The sequence below is a fragment of the Erythrobacter sp. genome (genome assembly GCA_019739335.1).
Classification (GTDB): domain Bacteria; phylum Pseudomonadota; class Alphaproteobacteria; order Sphingomonadales; family Sphingomonadaceae; genus Alteraurantiacibacter.
In genome coordinates this window covers 1,096,088-1,113,590 of sequence record CP073261.1, presented here as the reverse complement: position 1 = coordinate 1,113,590, position 17,503 = coordinate 1,096,088, and the positions used below count along the sequence as shown (strand labels likewise).

The following is a 17,503-nucleotide window of genomic DNA, read 5'->3' as shown; positions in this document are numbered from 1 at the left end:
TGGCGCACAAGCCGGGATTCGGGAAACTGAAAACGTATGCGGTGGGATTCCGACACCCTCAATTTATCGTCACCCCGGCCCCACCTTCGTCACCCCGGCCCCCGAGCCGGGGTCTCGCTTGTTTCTGAGTGCTTGAGGTGAGGTAGCGGGACCCCGGATCAAGTCCGGGGTGACGTCTTCGATCACACTGGAATTTTGCTTTTCGAACAACCAAAGGTGACTTTTGGTAGCCATTGTGTGATCGATGTTTCGATGCGGAAATCGATTTTTGCGTTCGTTGGAGCGGCCCTGTCTATCTTGGCCATCACGGTGACCCCCATCGGGCCGGTTCTTGTTTATGGATGGTTAGTTCCAATCATCGACCCACTTATCCCGAAGCCCGAAGGTGTGCCTGCGCACGCAGAAGCTGAGTATCAATGGAAAGGCTTTGGTCTTGTTTGGATTTGGGAAGATTCAGTGGAAGCTGGATGTGCTCGCTGGATGGCTGCTGAAGGTTACGGAGGTCCGGTTCGGACCATTAGCGTGTTTGCCGGTAATAACGATTGCGACGTAGGACTGAAAACCATGGGCCGGATGTCGTTCATGGACACCTCTACTTACGGCTCCGAGCCAAACGACTGGCCATACCAAGAATGCCCCTTCACTCTCAGCGAAGAAACAATCCGGCTTTATCGAAGCCAAATTCAGGAACTGAGCGATATCAATAGAGGCGAACTTGAAACGAATCTGCTTGCGGCGATGCGTTCTGAACTCGACCAAATCGACGGCATGAATTTGCGTGCCCAGCAGTTTGGTTGTCGCACTGGCCAATCCTAGCTGCGGGCGAAAAAGGTTCGCAGTCTGAGGCCCAACCCCCCTAAACCCCCCAAATCTCCCCCGCATACTCCGCAATCGTCCGGTCCGACGAAAACCACCCCACATTCGCAATATTCAGGATTGCCGCCTTCCGCCACCCCGCCGGATCGCGCCAGCGCGCGTCCACTTCGCGCTGGGCGCTGGCGTAGGCGTCGAAATCGGCGGCGAGCATGAACCAGTCGCTGGCGTAGAGCCCGCCCATCAGGTCCTTGTAGCGGTCCTTGTCGTCAGGCGAGAACACCCCGCCGGCAATCGCTTCCACCGCCTGGTGCAGTTCGGGCGATTGTTCGATCACTTCGCGCGGGTTGTATCCGTTGGCGCGTTTCGCGGCGACTTCCTCGGCGGTCATGCCGAAGATCACGATGTTCTCGATCCCGACCCGGTCCATGATCTCGATATTCGCCCCGTCGAGCGTGCCGATGGTGAGCGCGCCGTTGAGCGCGAACTTCATATTGCCGGTGCCGCTCGCTTCCATCCCCGCGGTGCTGATCTGTTCGGAGAGGTCGGCAGCGGGGATGATCCGCTCCGCCAGCGTGACGTTGTAATTGGGGACGAACACCACCTTCAAGAGTTCGCCCACCGCCGGATCGCAATTGACCCGCCGGGCAATGTCGTTCGCCAGTTTGATGATCAGCTTGGCATTGTGATAGCTCGGCGCAGCCTTGCCGCCGAAGATCTTGACGCGCGGCACCCAGTCGCGTTCGGGATGGCTGCGGATCTGGTCATAGAGCGCCACCGTCTCGACCAGATTGAGCAGTTGCCGCTTGTATTCGTGGATGCGCTTGATCTGCACATCGAACAGCGCATCGGGGTTCAGGCGGATGCCCGTCAGTTCGCGCAGATGGCCCGATAGCGCCACCTTGTTGGCGCGCTTCACCGTGGCGATCCGTTCGCCCAGCGCCGCGTCGCCCGCCAAGGGGGCGAGCATGGCCAGTTGCTCGGCATCGTCCATGAAGGCATCGCTGATGGCTTCGCGGATCACGCCGGTGAGGCCGGGATTGCACTGCATCAGCCAGCGGCGCGGGGTGACGCCGTTGGTCTTGTTGTTGATACGGTCCGGGTAGAGGCTGTGGAGGTCGGCAAACACCGTTTGCTTCATCAGTTCGGTGTGCAGCGCCGCCACCCCGTTGACGCTGTGCGCCCCGGTGAAAGCGAGATTGGCCATCCGCACCCGCCGGTCTCCGCCTTCGTCGATCAGGCTGATCGCGGCGATCGCGGCATCGCCCACGCCCGCCTTGCCCGCTTCGCGCAGCACCCGGCTGTTGATCGCGTAGATGATCTGCATGTGGCGCGGCAGCAGCCGTTCGAACAGCGGCAGCGGCCACGATTCGAGCGCTTCGGGCAGCAGCGTGTGGTTGGTGTAGCCCATCGTCCGGCGGGTGATGTCCAGCGCCTTGTCGAATTCCAGGTGGTGCTCATCCACCAGCAGCCGGATCAGTTCGGCGACGGCCACCGCCGGGTGGGTATCGTTCAATTGGATCGCCGCCTTGTCCGGCAGGGTGGAAATGTCGCCGTGGTGTTGCAGGTGGCGGCGGACGATGTCCTGGATGCTGGCGGCGGAGAAGAAATACTCCTGCCGCAGCCGCAGTTCCTGCCCGGCCTGATGCGAATCCGCCGGGTAAAGCACACGAACGAGGCTCGCGGCGCGGGCTTCCCCGGCCAGCGCGCCGATATGGTCACCCGCGTTGAAGGCATCGAGCTTGATCGGATCGAGCGCGTGCGCGGTCCACAGCCGCAGCGTGTTGACCCGCTTGCCGCGCCAGCCGACCATCGGGGTATCGACGGCGGAGGCCTCGACCCATTCGGACGGTTGCCAGGTAACGCCCGAACCCTTGCTGACCACTTCGCCGCCAAAGCCGACGCGGTAGGCGCTTTCGCGCCGGTCGAATTCCCACGGATTGCCGTGGCTGAGCCAGGTTTCGGGCAGTTCGACCTGCCAGCCCTCGTCGATCCGCTGGCGGAACATGCCGTTCACGTAGCGGATGCCGTAGCCGTAGGCAGGGATGTCGAGGCTCGCGAGGCTTTCCATGAAGCAGGCCGCCAGCCGCCCCAGTCCGCCATTGCCGAGCGCGGCGTCGGGTTCGAGTTCTTCCAGGCTCGACAGTTCGAAGCCATGCTTGCGCAGCGCCCGTTCGAGCGCGCCGGTGAGATCGAGATTGTGCATCGTATCGCGCAGCAGCCGCCCGATCAGGAATTCGAGGCTGAGGTAATAGACCCGCTTCGCGCCCTCGGCATAAGTGCGGCGGGTGGATTCCATCCACCGGTCGATCACCTTGTCGCGCAGGGCATAGACGGTGGCCACGTACCAGTCGTGCGGCTTGGCGGCGCGCTCGTCCTTGCCAACGCGGTGGTTCAGCGCGGTGAGGATCAGCGCATCGATTTCGTCGTCGGGAGTGGGTGCTGCTATGGGCGAAAGGCTGTTCACGGAAAAGAAGGCTCCTGATTTGGCTGCTTGTCAGGGTGGAGCCCGGCCTGCGCCGAAACAACCCCTGTGGCAGCCCCCCGAAAACTCGTCTCCCGCCTGCTTCTAGGCATCATTCGCGGGAGGGCGCAATCGGCAATGGGCCGTGCATAGCTATTTTCTGGTGCATTGCAGCATTTTGGGCAGCATCGGGGCAGCATCCGGCTTGCGCAATCGGACGGCACGGGCGAGGGAGCAGCGATGGATCACCAGATCGAACCGCTCCACGCCCTCGCTGCCGCCGCCGGATTGCAGCGCCACTGGCGCGATGTCGACGGGCGCGAGCACGTGGTGGCCGATGCGACTCTGGTCTCTGTGCTCGGGGCGCTGGGGTTTAAGGCTGCAAACAAGCGGCAGATCGCCCGCAGCCTCGCGCTGATCGAGGCCGAGCATTATCGCTTGGCCGCGCTGGTGGTCGCCGAAGCAGGCGAAGCCATCGCGCTGCCTTTCACCTGCGGCGAAGCGCTGGTGCGCCGCTGGGACGGGGCGGAAAAGACGCTCGATTGCCAGGACGGAGTGCCGATTGCTCCTTCAGAGCCGGGCTATTACGATTGCCGTATCGACGGCGTGGAAACCCGGCTCGCGGTCGCACCGCAGGGCTTTCCGCAACCCCCTTCAGAACCGCGCCCCTGGGGCGTCTCCCTGCAAATCCCCTCGCTGCGCGGATCGCGACCATCACCGTTCGGCACATTCGGCGAACTGGCCGAAAATATCGAAGCGCTGGCAGCGGCAGGTGCGGACATGGTCGCGATCAATCCGGTCCACGCGCTGGCTCCCGGCCACGGCGAACGGTTCAGCCCCTACTTCCCGTCCAGCCGCCGATTCGTGAACGGCGCGATGGCCGATCCGGCGCTTTTGGGCCTGTCGCCATTGCCGGAAGAGGACGGACCGGAGCTGATCGGCTGGGAGAGGGCACTTCCGGCACGATTGCACCAATTGCGCACGCTGTATGAGGATCTGGACGCGGAAAAGCGCGCCGAAATCACCGGGATTCCCGATGGTGGAATGCTTCGCCACGCAATTTTCGATGCGCTCGACTGTCATTTTCGTGCACGATCCGGAGCGTGGAGCTGGCGCGAATGGCCGAGCCGCTATCACAAGCCGGAGGGCAGGGCGGTCGCTTCGTTCGCGGCCAAACATGCGGCGGAAGTCGATTTTCACCTGTTCGTACAAGGGCTTGCACAGAAGTGCCTCGCCGAAGTGCAGGCCCGTGCCAAGGCCGCAGGAATGCGCGTGGGCCTGGTCAGTGATCTCGCCGTGGGAGTCGACCCCGGCGGCGCCGACTGCTGGGCACTGGGCGCCGACATGCTCCACGGATTGACCATCGGCGCGCCCCCCGACCCGCTCGGTCCGCAGGGACAAAACTGGGGAATTACAGGGTTTTCGCCCTCGGGGCTGCGCCGCAACGGCTATGCCCCGTGGATCGCGATGATCCGTTCGGCACTGGCGCACGGCGGCGGCCTGCGGGTCGATCACGCCTTCGGTCTCGCCCGGCTGTGGGTGATTCCCGAAGGCGGCGGCGCGGCGGACGGGGTCTATCTCGCATACCCGTTCGACGATCTGGCCCGCCTCCTGGCACTCGAAGCGCACCTTGCCGACGCTTTCGTGATCGCCGAGGATCTCGGCACCAGCCCGCACGGATTTGCCGACACGATCGGCGAACGCGGCATCCTGGGAATGCGGGTACTGTGGTTCGAACGTGCGGAAGACCAAGGGTTTATCGGCGCGGCGGACTACGACCCGCAGGCCGTGGCAATGACGGGCACCCACGACACGCCCACGCTTGCGGGCTGGTGGAGCGGGCACGATCTCGACTGGGCAGAGCAGCTGGGCCGCCTTCCCCTCGGCATGGACCGCGCCCAGGCCGAAGCGATCCGCGACTGGGACCGCGGCCTGCTGTGGTCCACAATAGCCGGGCAAATCCCTCGCCCCGCGCCGCATGAGCCCTCAGCCGTCGTGACTGCTGCCATTGCCCATATCGCCCGCACTCCTTGCGCCCTCGCCGTTGTCCCGGCTGAAGACCTGCTGGGCGTGATCGAGCAGCCCAATATCCCAGGCACCGTCACCGAGCACCCCAACTGGCGTCGTCGGCTCGCCGCACCCTTGGGCGAGTTGCTGGCGAGCGACGAGGTGCGCCAGCGGATCGACGCACTGCATGGCGAACCGCCGCTCTCCCCTTGACCCCTGCTTGGTCGCGGGATAAAGGCGCGCGCTCCATTGGTATTGCCCTGTCCTCTAATGGTAAGAGAGCGGACTCTGACTCCGTCAATCAAGGTTCGAGTCCTTGCGGGGCATCCACTTTTTTCGCTGACGGAAGCTGCACAGCGGAGTTGGCTCGCCTGTGCAGCCCTAGAGATCACCGGCAAGTATCCAGCGTGATCTAATCGCTCTCGGGCACAGCGAACGTGCCCGACACCCGCCCTGCATTTTCCCCGTTAGCCGGCCGCGATCCCGCTCCGTCGACGCTCGACAGGCCCGAATTGAGATCGATCACCAGCCGCCCGCCGTTGAGCGTATCGGAGCCGCGACTGATCCCCACGCCGCCGGACATGGTGATGATGCGGCGGTTGAAATCGTATACCGCCACATCGCCGCGAGCGCGTTCGCTGCCGCGGGTCACTACCACGCCGCCGGTCGCGTCGATACGCTGGATGCGGAGAGTGCCCGCGTCGGTATAGGCGACCGTCGTGCGTTCGGCGGTCATCCGCAGGTCGCCCTGCTGGATCACCACGTCACCCGACAGGATCACGCGGTTCTGCCGGTCCTGCAATTCGATCCGGTCCGCTGCGTAGGAGACCGGCTGATTCGAATTGAAGCCGGCAATGTTCTGCGCGCCCGCTACCGAGCCAAAGCCCAAAGCTACCGCACCGCCTGCGAGCAGGCCTGCTGCCAGTCCGCGCAAGGCAAGGCGGCTCAGCGGGGTGCGGGCTTCAGCGGCTTCCAGCATAGTCGTCTGCTCCATCGTTACATTCCGCCCATCACATTCCGCTCGGCATTCGCAGCCGCCCCGGCACCATTACCAGCCGGGCGTTTCCGTCGAGAACGATCGTCCGCTCCACCAGATCGACGCGCATAGAATCGGCCTCGAAGGTACCCGCCGGAATCACGCCTGCAACGCGCCCTTGTCCCATCAGCACCCGCTCGACCAGGTCGAAGGTCACATTGCGCGCAGACATTTCGTAGCCGTCGGCAGCGGTAAAGCGGACCACGCCAGGAACGCCCACCTGTTCGTCATCGATGGCATAGGTGCCCTGCTCGGCGGAGAGGATCGCCGGGCCGTCGGGCAACAGGATGCGCGCCATCAGGTCCTGCAATTCCACTACCGGTACGGCATTGCTGCGCTGCACCGCTTCGCCCGCCATAAGCGAGAACGGGCGGCCCTGCCGGTCCTCTCCGCGATACATGGCGTCGTCCACCCGCAGCCGGTCATCGGCAATTGCCACCCGGTTGCGATCGAGCAGGAAGCTGACTTCCCCGCGCGGTGACAGCGGGGTTATCAGCATCATCGCCGCCACTACCCCTACCAGCGCGGGCAGGCCCACCGCGAGCAGGCGCACGATCCTGTCGAGCGAGGAGCCCGGTGCGGCGAAGGCCTGGCGCTTGGTGCGCATCCGGTCTGCGGCGATGGTCATGCGTTCTGCCTATGCGGCGTGTCCCTTACTCGTGGCTGAAGATATCTTTCTCAGCCCAGCCGGCCAGATCGAGCTGGGCGCGTGCGGGGAGGAAGTGGAAACAGGCCTGCGCCATTTCCAGCCGCCCCTCGCGCTCCAGCCGCTCGATCATGATCGTGCGCAGCCGGTGGAGATAGCGCACGTCCGAGGCGGCATATTCGCGTTGCGCATCGTTGAGCACCGGCGCTCCCCAGTCGCTCGACTGCTGCACCTTGGACAGGCTTTCGCCGAGCAGTTCCTCGACGATCATCTTCAGTCCGTGGCGATCGGTATAGGTGCGGGTCATCTTGCTGGCGATCTTGGTGCAGAACACCGGCGCGGCAATTACGCCGAGATAATGCTCGATCGCGGCGAGATCGAAGCGGGCGAAATGGTAGATCTTCACCCGCGCCGGATCGGCCAGCACAGCCTTGAGATTGGGCGCATCGTAGGCGCTCCCCTTGGCGAAGCGGACGAGGTGTTCGTCGCCATTGCCATCGCTGATCTGCACCACGCACAGCCGGTCACGCGCGGTGACGAGGCCCATGGTTTCGGTATCGACGGCGACAGGGCCATCGGCGAGCACGCCTGCAGGCAGGTCTTCTTCGTGGAAATGGACAGTCATCGGCCACGCCTTAGGCGGAATGGGGATAGGAGGGAAGGGCGCCTTTGCTCTGTGCCGACATCGCGCCTAACCTCTGGCTGATGAGCGAAACTGTACCCCCGGGCTGGGCCGATGTGCTCGATCCAGTGCTGGCCACGCCCGCAGCGCGCCAGCTGGGCGGCTGGCTGCGCGGGGAGGAAGCGGCGGGCAAGGCGATCTACCCGCCGCGCGGATGCCGCCTGCGAGCGCTGGAACTGACCCCGCTCGATGCGGTGAAGGTCGTGATCCTGGGGCAGGATCCGTACCACGGGCCGGGGCAGGCGCACGGGCTGTGCTTTTCGGTGGCCGAAAGGGTGCCGCTGCCGCCTTCGCTGCGCAACATTTACAAGGAATTGCAAGCCGATCTTGGCATCGCGCCACCATCGAGCGGCAATCTGGAAGGCTGGGCGCGGCAGGGGGTGCTGCTGCTCAACAACACGCTGACGGTGGAAGACGGCAAGGCGGGCAGCCACGCGGGGCGCGGCTGGGAGGCCATCACCGATGCCTGCGTGGCGGCGGTGGCGGAACGGGCGGAGCCGAGCGTGTTCGTGCTCTGGGGCAGTCACGCACAGGGCAAAGCGGCGCGGATTGCCGCTTTGCAGGAAGGGGGGCGGCATTGCCTGATCAGGAGCCCGCACCCCAGCCCGCTTTCCGCCCATCGCGGTTTCTTCGGTTCAAGGCCGTTCAGCCGAGCCAATGCCTTCCTCGACGCGAACGGGCGCGAAAGGATCGACTGGCGATTATAGAGCAATTGTGGAGCTCCGACCTACCCCTTTCCGAAAACTCTGGCTTCGGATTTTGCGCTTGTTTCGCAGGTGTTTGCGAGCCTTTTCGTAGTTCGAAGTGTCACCTTCCGGATTCTTGGTTTCCAACGAGATAAAAGATGCACGCGGCAGTATCATGTCTCGTATCACCTGTCCTTAACCAGCGTAGGAAAGCAGTCGCGCGAAAGAACACTTGCCATCACATCTTCGCAGCCGCATTGTCAGAGGAGCTATTGGGGGCGGCGATCATGACAAAATGCGCAATCTGCAACAAGGACATCGGTGAATACGATTCCGACAACGGAATGCATTTTACATGCGTTAAGCAGCGTCACTCCAGTTCGCCTCCTGCACCAACCGGCGGCGCCACTTTTGTGACGGACCCATCCTCGGCGGGGGCGATCGGTTATCGGCTCGTCGGCAAGTTGTCGACGACGCAGTTAACCCAGGCGGACAGTGCCTTCCTGTGGGGTATTGCCAGCGCCGCCCACAGCGGTTTGCAGCACTGCGGGACCAAGGGGAAGTATTGCCATGCAAGCGACGGGGCGAGCCGGATGGCCAAGAAAGGCCGGACGATCATGACTGTGTTCTATACCAGCGAAGGCACTGGCAAGATCGCCATTTGCGGCATCGGCGAGCATATCGACGGTAAGGGCAAGGACAAGGATTCCAGCTATAAGGCGGTCTGGCAGGATGGCACCAAGACCAGCTTCGCGCTGGGAAAAACTACCGACTTGTAAAGTCTGAACTTGGTTGAACAGCTACTCGACGCAGAGGAAATCGGCGAGCGGGTAGCGCGCCACCACCGCATCGGTGCAATCCAGTACAGTCACTTCCTGCGCCAGATTGAGGTGGCCTGTCCCGATTTCCCGCGCCGCATGCTGGCGGGCGAATTGCTTCGCCACATGCCCTACAACCGATAGATCGGGCAGGTCGAAACTGACCTCGCGGCTGCGCATGTTGCCGCGTTCGAGAAAGAATCGGAAATCAGGCATGCGTCCCCTTTTTGTGGAGACTCACAGCATTGATGTTACAGTTTGATGACTCCGGCGGGTCCTATCGCGGCAGTTCGGTCACTCCCATCAGCGCTTCGTCCACGCTGGCGGCGCACTGGCGGCCTTCGCGGATGGCCCAGACCACCAGCGATTGCCCGCGCCGCATATCGCCGCAGGCGTAGACCCGTTCGTCAGTGGTACGGTAGCTACGGGTATCGGCATCGACATTGCCGCGCGCGGTCAGCGCCACGCCGCTCTGTTCGATCATCCCCTTCTTGCGCGGGCCGAGGAAGCCCATTGCCAGCAGGATCAGGTCTGCCTTCAGGGTGAATTCGCTGCCGGGAACTTCCTTCAAGCGGCCCTCCGACCAGTCGGCGCGCACGCAGCGCAGGCCGGTGACGGCGCCGTCCTCGCCGACCACTTCCTTGGTCAGTACGGCCCAGTCACGCTCCACGCCTTCTTCGTGGCTGGTGGAAGTGCGCAGCTTCATCGGCCAGTCGGGCCAGGTCATCAGCTTGTTTTCGTGCGCAGGGGGCTGCGGCATGATCTCGATCTGGGTGACGCTGGCCGCGCCTTGCCGGTTGCTGGTGCCCACGCAATCGCTGCCGGTATCGCCGCCCCCGATCACGATCACGTGCTTGCCGGTGGCCGTCAGGCTGCCGCGCGGGGCGGCGCGGGTTTCGTCGTCGCCCGCGTTGCGCTTGTTCTGCTGGGTGAGGAATTCCATCGCCTGGCGCACGCCGGGCAATTCCGCCCCGGGGATTTCCAGCGGGCGCGGATGCTCCGCCCCGCCCGCCAGTACCACCGCGTCGAAGTTTTCCTTGAGGCTTTTCATCGAGATGTCGACGCCAACTTCGGTGCTGGTGCGGAAAGTCACGCCTTCGGCTTCCATCTGCACCGCGCGGCGGTTGATCTGGCTCTTCTCCATCTTGAAGTCGGGAATGCCATACCGCAGCAGCCCGCCGACCCGGTCCCCCTTTTCGAACACGGTGACCGAATGCCCGGCGCGCGCCAGTTGCTGGGCGCAGGCGAGCCCTGCCGGGCCGGAGCCGACCACGGCGACACTCTTGCCGGTCTGCCGGGCAGGAGCCTGCGGCTTGATCCAGCCTTCCTTCCACCCGCGATCGACAATCGCGCACTCGATGCTCTTGATCGTTACCGGCGCGTCGGTGAGGTTGAGCGTGCAGCTCGCCTCGCACGGGGCGGGGCAGACGCGGCCGGTGAATTCGGGGAAGTTGTTGGTGCTGTGCAGCACTTCCAATGCGTTCTGCCAGTCACCCTCGTAAACCAGGTGGTTCCAGTCCGGGATGATATTGTTCACCGGGCAGCCGTTGTGACAGTAGGGAATGCCGCAATTCATGCACCGCGCGGCCTGGTTCCGCAGCCCGTCCTCGCTGTGCGGGATCACGAACTCCTTGTAGTGCCGGATGCGTTCCTTGGGATCGGCATAGGTGCGATCCTTGCGGTCGATTTCGAGGAAACCCGTCTCTTTACCCATTGTCTACTATCCTACTCGGCCGCAACGCTGGCGGCCTGGTCGCGTTCGGCTTCGAGCTGTTCGAGCGCGCGGCGGTAATCCTTCGGCATCACCTTGACGAATTTGCCCAACGATGCCGGCCAGTCGCGAAGCAGCGCCTCGGCGCGCGCCGATCCGGTGTGCAGCTTGTGCCGTTCGAGCAGGATCTTCAACCGTGCGGCATCGTGATAAAGCGGATCGCCCATGCCGAAATCATGGACCGAGGCACCGCGCTGCTGCGGTCTGCCCATGCCGTCCGGATCACTGGCATTGGCCGCAATCGGTTCGAGATCGACCTGCGCCATGTTGCAGCGGCTGGCAAAGCTGCCGTCCGGATCATAGACATAGGCGACCCCGCCACTCATCCCGGCAGCGAAATTGCGTCCGGTCTGGCCGAGCACCGCGACCACGCCGCCGGTCATATACTCGCAGCCATGATCGCCGGTGCCCTCGACCACCGCAATCGCGCCCGAATTGCGCACCGCGAAGCGTTCTCCGGCAACGCCGCCAAAATAGGCTTCGCCCGCAATCGCGCCGTAGAGAACGGTATTGCCGACAATGATGTTCTCGCCGGGCACGCGCGGCACCCCGGCGGGCGGGCGGACGATCACGCGGCCGCCGGAAAGCCCCTTGCCGACATAGTCGTTGGCGTCCCCGACCAGATCGAGCGTCACCCCGTGAACCAGCCAGGCGCCAAAGCTCTGCCCGGCGGTACCGGTGAAGTTCACGCGAATGCTCTCGGCGGGCAGCCCCTTGTGGCCGTGCGACTTGGCAATTACGCCTGACAGCATGGCCCCGGTGGTGCGGTTGAGATTGCGGATCGGGCGGTCGATTTGCACCGGCTCGCCGCGTTCGAGCGCTGGTTTGCAGGCTTCGATCAGCTCATTGTCCAGCGCCGGGCCGAGCCCATGGTCCTGCACTTCGGTATGGAACAGCGTCTTGCCTTCCCAGGGTTCGACCTGATGCAGCAGCCGCGACAGGTCGATCCCGTCGGTCTTCCAGTGGTGGATCGCGCGGTTCATGTCGATCCGTTCGACCCTGCCGATCATTTCCTCCACCGTGCGGAAGCCCATTTCGGCCATGATGCTGCGGAGTTCCTCGGCGACGAAGAAGAAGTAGTTGATGACGTGTTCGGGCTGGCCGACGAACAGCTTGCGCAGTTCGGGGTTCTGCGTCGCCACGCCCACCGGGCAGGTGTTGAGGTGGCACTTGCGCATCATGATGCAGCCCGCGGCGATCAGCGGAGCGGTGGCAAAGCCGAATTCGTCCGCGCCGAGCAGCGCGCCGATGGCGACATCGCGCCCGGTGCGCAGGCCGCCGTCCACCTGCACCGCGATGCGGCTGCGCAGGCCGTTCAGGAGCAGCGTCTGCTGGGTTTCGGCCAGGCCGATTTCCCAAGGAGATCCCGCGTGGGTCAGGCTGGTGAGCGGCGAAGCGCCGGTGCCGCCTTCGTAGCCCGAAATGGTGACATGGTCCGCCTTGCACTTGGCGACACCTGCGGCGACCGTGCCGACGCCCACTTCTGCCACCAGCTTGACCGATATGCGCGCCACCGGATTGACGTTCTTGAGATCGTGGATCAGCTGCGCGAGGTCTTCGATCGAATAGATATCGTGATGCGGCGGCGGCGAAATCAGGCCCACGCCGGGTGTCGCGTGGCGCACCGCGCCGATGCGCTTGTCCACCTTGTGGCCCGGCAATTGCCCGCCCTCGCCGGGCTTGGCGCCCTGCGCCATCTTGATCTGGATATCGTCCGAATTGGCGAGATATTCGGTGGTGACGCCAAAGCGCCCGCTGGCCACCTGCTTGATCTTGCTGCGCATCGAATCGCCATTGGGCAGCGGCACGAAGCGCTCCGGCTCTTCCCCGCCTTCGCCGGTGTTCGAACGCCCGCCGATCCGGTTCATCGCGATGGCGAGCGTGGAATGGGCTTCGTGGCTGATCGAACCGAAGCTCATCGCCCCGGTGCTGAACCGTTTGACGATTTCGGCGGCGGGTTCGACCTCGTCGAGTGGCACCGGCTTGTCCGCCTTCTTCAGCTCCATCAGCCCGCGGATCGTCAGCAGCCGTTCGGACTGCTCGTTGATCGACTTTGCGAATTCCTCGTACTGGTCCCACTTGTCGCCGCGCACCGCGTGCTGGAGCTGGGCGATATTGGCCGGGGTCCAGGCGTGCTCCTCGCCGCGCAGGCGGTACTGGTACATCCCGCCGACATCGAGCATGTTGCGGTAGATCGGATTGTCGCCATAGGCGGCGGAGTGGCGGCGCACCGTCTCCTGCGCCACTTCGGCTAGGCCGATGCCTTCGATGGTGGTGGCGGTGCGGGTGAAATAGCTTTCGACGAATTCCGAGGAAAGCCCCACCGCGTCGAAAATCTGCGCCCCGCAATAGGACTGGTAGGTGGAAATGCCCATCTTGGACATGACCTTCTGGATGCCCTTGCCCACCGCTTTGATGTAGTTCTTCTCGACCGCTTCGGGTGTCAGTTCCGGAGCCTTGCGGCGGCGGATATCTTCCAGCGTCTCGAAGGCGAGGTAGGGATTGATCGCTTCTGCGCCGTATCCCGCCAGCACGCAGAAGTGGTGCACCTCGCGCGCTTCGCCCGTCTCGACGACGATCCCGGTCTGCATCCGCAAGCCCTGCCGCACCAGCTGGTGGTGCACGGCAGCCGTGGCGAGCAACGCGGGCATCGGGATCCGGTCAGGCCCTTGGGCGCGGTCCGAGAGGATCAGGATGTTGCGATCCTGCAGCACCGCTTCGGTGGCGGCCCAGCACATTTCCTTGATCGCCATTTCGAGACCATCGGCCCCGGTGCTGGCATCCCAGGTAATGTCGATGGTGCCGGTGCGGAACGCGCCGTCAAGGCTTGCTTCAACCGAGCGGATTTTCTCCATACCCTTGCTGGTGAGGATCGGCTGGCTGATTTCGAGCCGCTTGTGCGTGCCTGCCTCGTGCCCCAGCAGGTTCGGGCGCGGGCCCACCATGGTCAGCAGGCTCATCACCAGCTCCTCGCGGATCGGATCGATCGGCGGATTGGTGACTTGCGCGAAGTTCTGCTTGAAATAGTCGTAGAGCAGGCGGCTGCGCTTCGACAGCACCGCAATCGGGGTGTCGGTGCCCATCGAACCGATAGGATCGTCTCCCAGAACGGCCATCGGTTCGAGGAACTTGGCGATATCTTCCTGCGTGTAGCCGAAGGCCTGCTGGCGATCGAGCAGGCTCACCTCGTGCTCGAGCACCGCTTCGTCATGCGTTTCGATGGTTTCGAGATCGGCCAGCTTGTATTGCGCCTTCTCCAGCCATTCCTCATAGGGTTCGGCATTGGCGAGCTGGGCCTTGAGCTCCTCGTCCTCGATGATGCGACCCTGTTCGAGATCGATCAGCAGCATCCGGCCGGGCTGGAGCCGCCACTTGCGCACGATGTCTTCCTCGGCGAACGGCAGCACGCCGCTTTCGGAAGCGAGGCAGACGAGGTCATCCTTGGTCACGCAATAGCGCGCGGGGCGCAGGCCGTTGCGGTCCAAGGTGGCGGCGATCTGCCGGCCATCGGTGAAGGCGACCGAAGCGGGGCCATCCCATGGCTCCATCAGCGCGGCGTGGTATTCATAGAACGCGCGCCGCTTGGGATCCATCAGCGGATTGCCGGCCCAGGCTTCGGGAATCAGCATCATCATCGCATGGGCGAGGCTGTAGCCGCCGAGCAGCAGCAGTTCGAGCGCATTGTCGAGACAGGCGGTGTCCGACTGGCCGTGCGGGATGATCGGCCACAATTTGTCCAGATCGGCGCCGAGCAGGTCCGATTCCATCGTCCGGCGGCGCGCGTTCATCCAGTTAACGTTGCCGCGCACGGTGTTGATTTCGCCATTGTGGCAGATCATCCGGAATGGCTGCGCCAGCCGCCAGCTGGGGAAGGTATTGGTGCTGAAACGCTGGTGCACGAGGCCGAGCGCACTCTCGCAATCGGGATCGCGCAGGTCGTCGTAAAAGCTGCCCACCTGCGTTGCCAGCAGCAGCCCCTTGTAGACCACCGTGCGGCTGGAGAAGCTGGGCATGTAGAGCTTTTCAAGGCCCGGCATGGCGTGCTTCTTCGCCAATTCCGCCAGCGGGTTCTGGGTCTGTTTGCGGATCACGATCAGCTTGCGCTCGAAAGCGTCCTGATCGGCGCAGTTTTCGCCCCGCGCGATGAAGCACTGGCGGATCACCGGCATCGATTCGAGTACGGCCTTGCCAAGACCCTCCTGCGTGGTCGGTACGTCGCGCCAGCCGATCAGGCGCTGTCCCTCCTTGGCAACGAATTTTTCGAACTGCGCGGTGATGAAATCGCGCGCCGGAGCATCCTGCGGCAGGAAGCACATCGCCACCGCGTAATCGCCCGGCTGGGGTAGTGCGAGACCTTCATTTGTCGCCCAGCGGCGATAGAGCTTGTCCGGGATCTGGATCAGGATTCCCGCGCCGTCGCCCAGCAACGGGTCCGCGCCCACCGCACCGCGATGATCGAGATTGGCCAGAATCTCGAGGCCCTGGATAATGATGCCATGCGATTTGACGCCCTTGATATGGGCGACAAAGCCCATGCCGCAGTTGTCGTGCTCGTTTACGCTGTCATACAGGCCTTGGGCGGCGGGATACTCGGTCAAACGTCAACTCTTCCTGTTGCTCGCGCAGGTTCGGGGCGGGCCGAAGGCGCGTCCCGGAACCGGTTTCAACGGTAACGAAACGCGAATCAACAGCCCTGGGCTGCACGAAAATTTCGCGAATGGCCCTCATGGCGACAGGAAAGGCATTTTGCAAGTTTTGTTGCGCCGCACAAGCGCCTGCATGGCGCGGCGCAAATGCTTATTTGCCCATGCGTTGCAGGTTCATCAGCGCCTCGCGCAGCGCTCGCTCGCTGTCATCATTGGATGCCGGGCGACCGGAAAGCGGGTTCGGTTGGGCGTGCGGGTTGATCTGCGCCACTTTCGGTGACGCCGGGGGGCACAGTTCGGAGGGACGGTCGAAAGGTCGCGCAGCGGTGAGGGGGCCGCCAGCCGTCGCGGGGCGGGTTGTTTCCTCGTGCGGGAAGACCACCGCGGGCCGGACCAGGCCTGCTTTGGACTCGGGCTCTTCGATCCGGACAAATTCGTCGACCGGCCGGCGAAACGGGTTGTCGGCGGAGAGCGAAACGTAGCTGGCGTCGCGCAACCGGGCCGGTGCCGGTTGCGGCTGCGAGCCGACGCTGGCGCTCAGGGGCAGGCTGAACGAGGCAGCAAGCTCTTCGATATCGTCTTCGTCGTCCTCTTCATAACCATGTTCGACCGCCGCAAGGTGCCCCATGCCTGCGAAGGGAGCACAGCCCTGCTCGACGGCTGGCGCGCTGGAAAGACTGGATGCGGGTTCGGGAGCGGGGTTCACGGCGGAGGTGGGTTCGTCCTTCACCTCTTGGGGAAAAGCAGCAGGCTTGCCGAACCATGCGGCCATTGCCTCGGCCGCATCGTCTGCTGGAGCGGGTTCAAATTCCTCGGCGATCTCGGTCCGCGAATGGGCGATTTCGGTGACTGCCTCCGCTTCCGGCTCCGCTCCACTATCGCTTGCTGCACCAGACGCAGTGGCAACGGCACGCTGGGCGGTCCATTCGCGGTGCTTCTCCAGCGTCTGGCCCAGCTTCTGCACAAGTTGGACCAATCCGGTCACTTCGCCGTCCGCATCGGCAGGGGCAGGCTGAAGGGAAGAAGCAAAGGTCTGTCTGTGGCGGACAATTTCCACATCATTCTCCGGGATTGGTTCGGGTTCGGGCGCTTCTGGTGGGAGGATATCCCCCTCGTGCATAGTCGCCTCGGCTTCATCATCGGCGAGCGCCGGTTCGGGAGTGGAGCCTCCGAACCGCGCCATTGAGGGTGGCGAAAACGGCAGCGGCTCGACGGCGGTGGCGGGAACGCTCTTGGAAACTTCGACCGGCGATTCAGGTGCTGCCGCTTCAACTCGGACTGCGGAAGGGACGTATTCCTGCGGCACCGGCTGAGCCACTTCAATTCCGCTCGCCTCAGGCGCATATTCCTGACCGAGCACCAGCGTATCGTCCTCATCTGCGGCGGGGTCACCGGGTAGAGGTACAACGTGGAGGAAATCGCTCGGACGCTCTTCCTCGGCCAAGGCCAGCGGGCGGCGGCGGCCCAGAGTGGGAGAAGGATCGCGCAGCGGCGGGAGATCGGCATCGAGCCCGTCATCGGCGAAATCGTCGAAATCATCGCCGGCATCGTCGGTGTAGGCCTCACGCTCTGCCGTAGGCAGACGGGTGGAAGCCTGTGTCACCTTGCGCGCGGCATAAACGCCAAGCAGCGCCCCGGTCGTGGTAGCGGCCAGCGCGATGGCTGCGCGTGCGGTGAAACCGAGCGGCGGTGCTGCGGAAGGAATCAGCGAGGCAACGCCGGAAGCATTCAACATGCTTTCGAGCAGTTGCACGGGCAGGATCAGGCTGCCTAGCCCGAGAAGAGCGGCAAACCACAGCGAGACAATGGCGGGAAAGGCGGGATGCGCGCTGACCGGGGGACGGTCGGTAGTAATGCCGCCGCTCCTGCTTCTGCGGGATGGGTCCATCGGAACTGAAGCCACGGGTATTTCCTGTCTGCACCTCCCCGACTTC

The 17,503-nt window shown here is 63.9% G+C and carries 12 protein-coding genes and 1 tRNA gene; 5 read left to right on the top strand and 8 right to left on the bottom strand.

Features of this window, described 5'->3' with window-relative positions:
• Nucleotides 1–297: 297 nt before the first annotated feature.
• On the top strand, nt 298–816 hold the full coding sequence (locus tag JY451_05455; protein ID QZH76017.1) for a hypothetical protein: 519 nt from the start codon (nt 298–300) through the stop codon (nt 814–816).
• A gap of 40 nt (nt 817–856) precedes the next feature.
• Here JY451_05455 and JY451_05450 read toward each other — a convergent pair whose 3' ends face one another.
• Nucleotides 857–3,280 (bottom strand): glycogen/starch/alpha-glucan phosphorylase, encoded by a 2,424-nt coding sequence (locus tag JY451_05450; protein ID QZH76016.1) that lies wholly within the window; start codon nt 3,278–3,280, stop codon nt 857–859.
• Between the two features lie 249 nt (nt 3,281–3,529).
• On the opposite strand from JY451_05450, the gene malQ reads away from it, so the two are divergent.
• Together malQ and JY451_05440 are read left to right on the top strand one after the other, a co-directional pair.
• Complete coding sequence (gene malQ, locus JY451_05445) at nt 3,530–5,497, top strand: 4-alpha-glucanotransferase (protein QZH76577.1); 1,968 nt, start codon at nt 3,530–3,532, stop codon at nt 5,495–5,497.
• Nucleotides 5,498–5,540: 43 nt separating this feature from the next.
• Nucleotides 5,541–5,614 (top strand) — tRNA-Gln (locus tag JY451_05440).
• Nucleotides 5,615–5,696: 82 nt separating this feature from the next.
• Here the strand turns inward: JY451_05440 and JY451_05435 are convergent.
• Genes JY451_05435 through JY451_05425 form a run of 3 tightly spaced genes read right to left on the bottom strand, consistent with a single transcriptional unit; the run spans nt 5,697 to nt 7,591 of the window.
• On the bottom strand, nt 5,697–6,263 hold the full coding sequence (locus JY451_05435) for an OstA family protein (GenBank protein ID QZH76576.1): 567 nt from the start codon (nt 6,261–6,263) through the stop codon (nt 5,697–5,699).
• Nucleotides 6,264–6,294: 31 nt separating this feature from the next.
• Nucleotides 6,295–6,948 carry an LPS export ABC transporter periplasmic protein LptC gene (locus JY451_05430; protein ID QZH76015.1) on the bottom strand — a complete coding sequence of 218 codons (654 nt, stop codon included), beginning with the start codon at nt 6,946–6,948 and terminating at the stop codon, nt 6,295–6,297.
• Between the two features lie 25 nt (nt 6,949–6,973).
• A complete protein-coding gene (locus tag JY451_05425) occupies nt 6,974–7,591 on the bottom strand; it encodes a ribonuclease D (protein ID QZH76014.1) in 618 nt (205 codons plus the stop codon).
• 80 nt (nt 7,592–7,671) lie between these two features.
• Here JY451_05425 and JY451_05420 point away from each other — a divergent pair, with 80 nt between their 5' ends.
• A complete protein-coding gene (locus JY451_05420) occupies nt 7,672–8,355 on the top strand; it encodes a uracil-DNA glycosylase (protein ID QZH76013.1) in 684 nt (227 codons plus the stop codon).
• Nucleotides 8,356–8,621: 266 nt separating this feature from the next.
• On the top strand, nt 8,622–9,113 hold the full coding sequence (locus JY451_05415) for a hypothetical protein (protein ID QZH76012.1): 492 nt from the start codon (nt 8,622–8,624) through the stop codon (nt 9,111–9,113).
• Nucleotides 9,114–9,134: 21 nt separating this feature from the next.
• On the opposite strand, the gene JY451_05410 is transcribed toward JY451_05415, so the two are convergent.
• The 4 genes from JY451_05410 to JY451_05395 form a co-directional block, all read right to left on the bottom strand.
• Nucleotides 9,135–9,368 (bottom strand): hypothetical protein, encoded by a 234-nt coding sequence (locus JY451_05410; protein QZH76011.1) that lies wholly within the window; start codon nt 9,366–9,368, stop codon nt 9,135–9,137.
• A 61-nt stretch (nt 9,369–9,429) separates the two neighbouring features.
• A complete protein-coding gene (locus tag JY451_05405) occupies nt 9,430–10,866 on the bottom strand; it encodes a glutamate synthase subunit beta (protein QZH76010.1) in 1,437 nt (478 codons plus the stop codon).
• Between the two features lie 11 nt (nt 10,867–10,877).
• On the bottom strand, nt 10,878–15,458 hold the full coding sequence (gltB, locus tag JY451_05400; GenBank protein QZH76575.1) for a glutamate synthase large subunit: 4,581 nt from the start codon (nt 15,456–15,458) through the stop codon (nt 10,878–10,880).
• A 262-nt stretch (nt 15,459–15,720) separates the two neighbouring features.
• Nucleotides 15,721–17,472, bottom strand: coding sequence for a hypothetical protein (locus tag JY451_05395; protein QZH76009.1), 1,752 nt, complete (start codon nt 17,470–17,472; stop codon nt 15,721–15,723).
• Nucleotides 17,473–17,503: the final 31 nt, after the last annotated feature.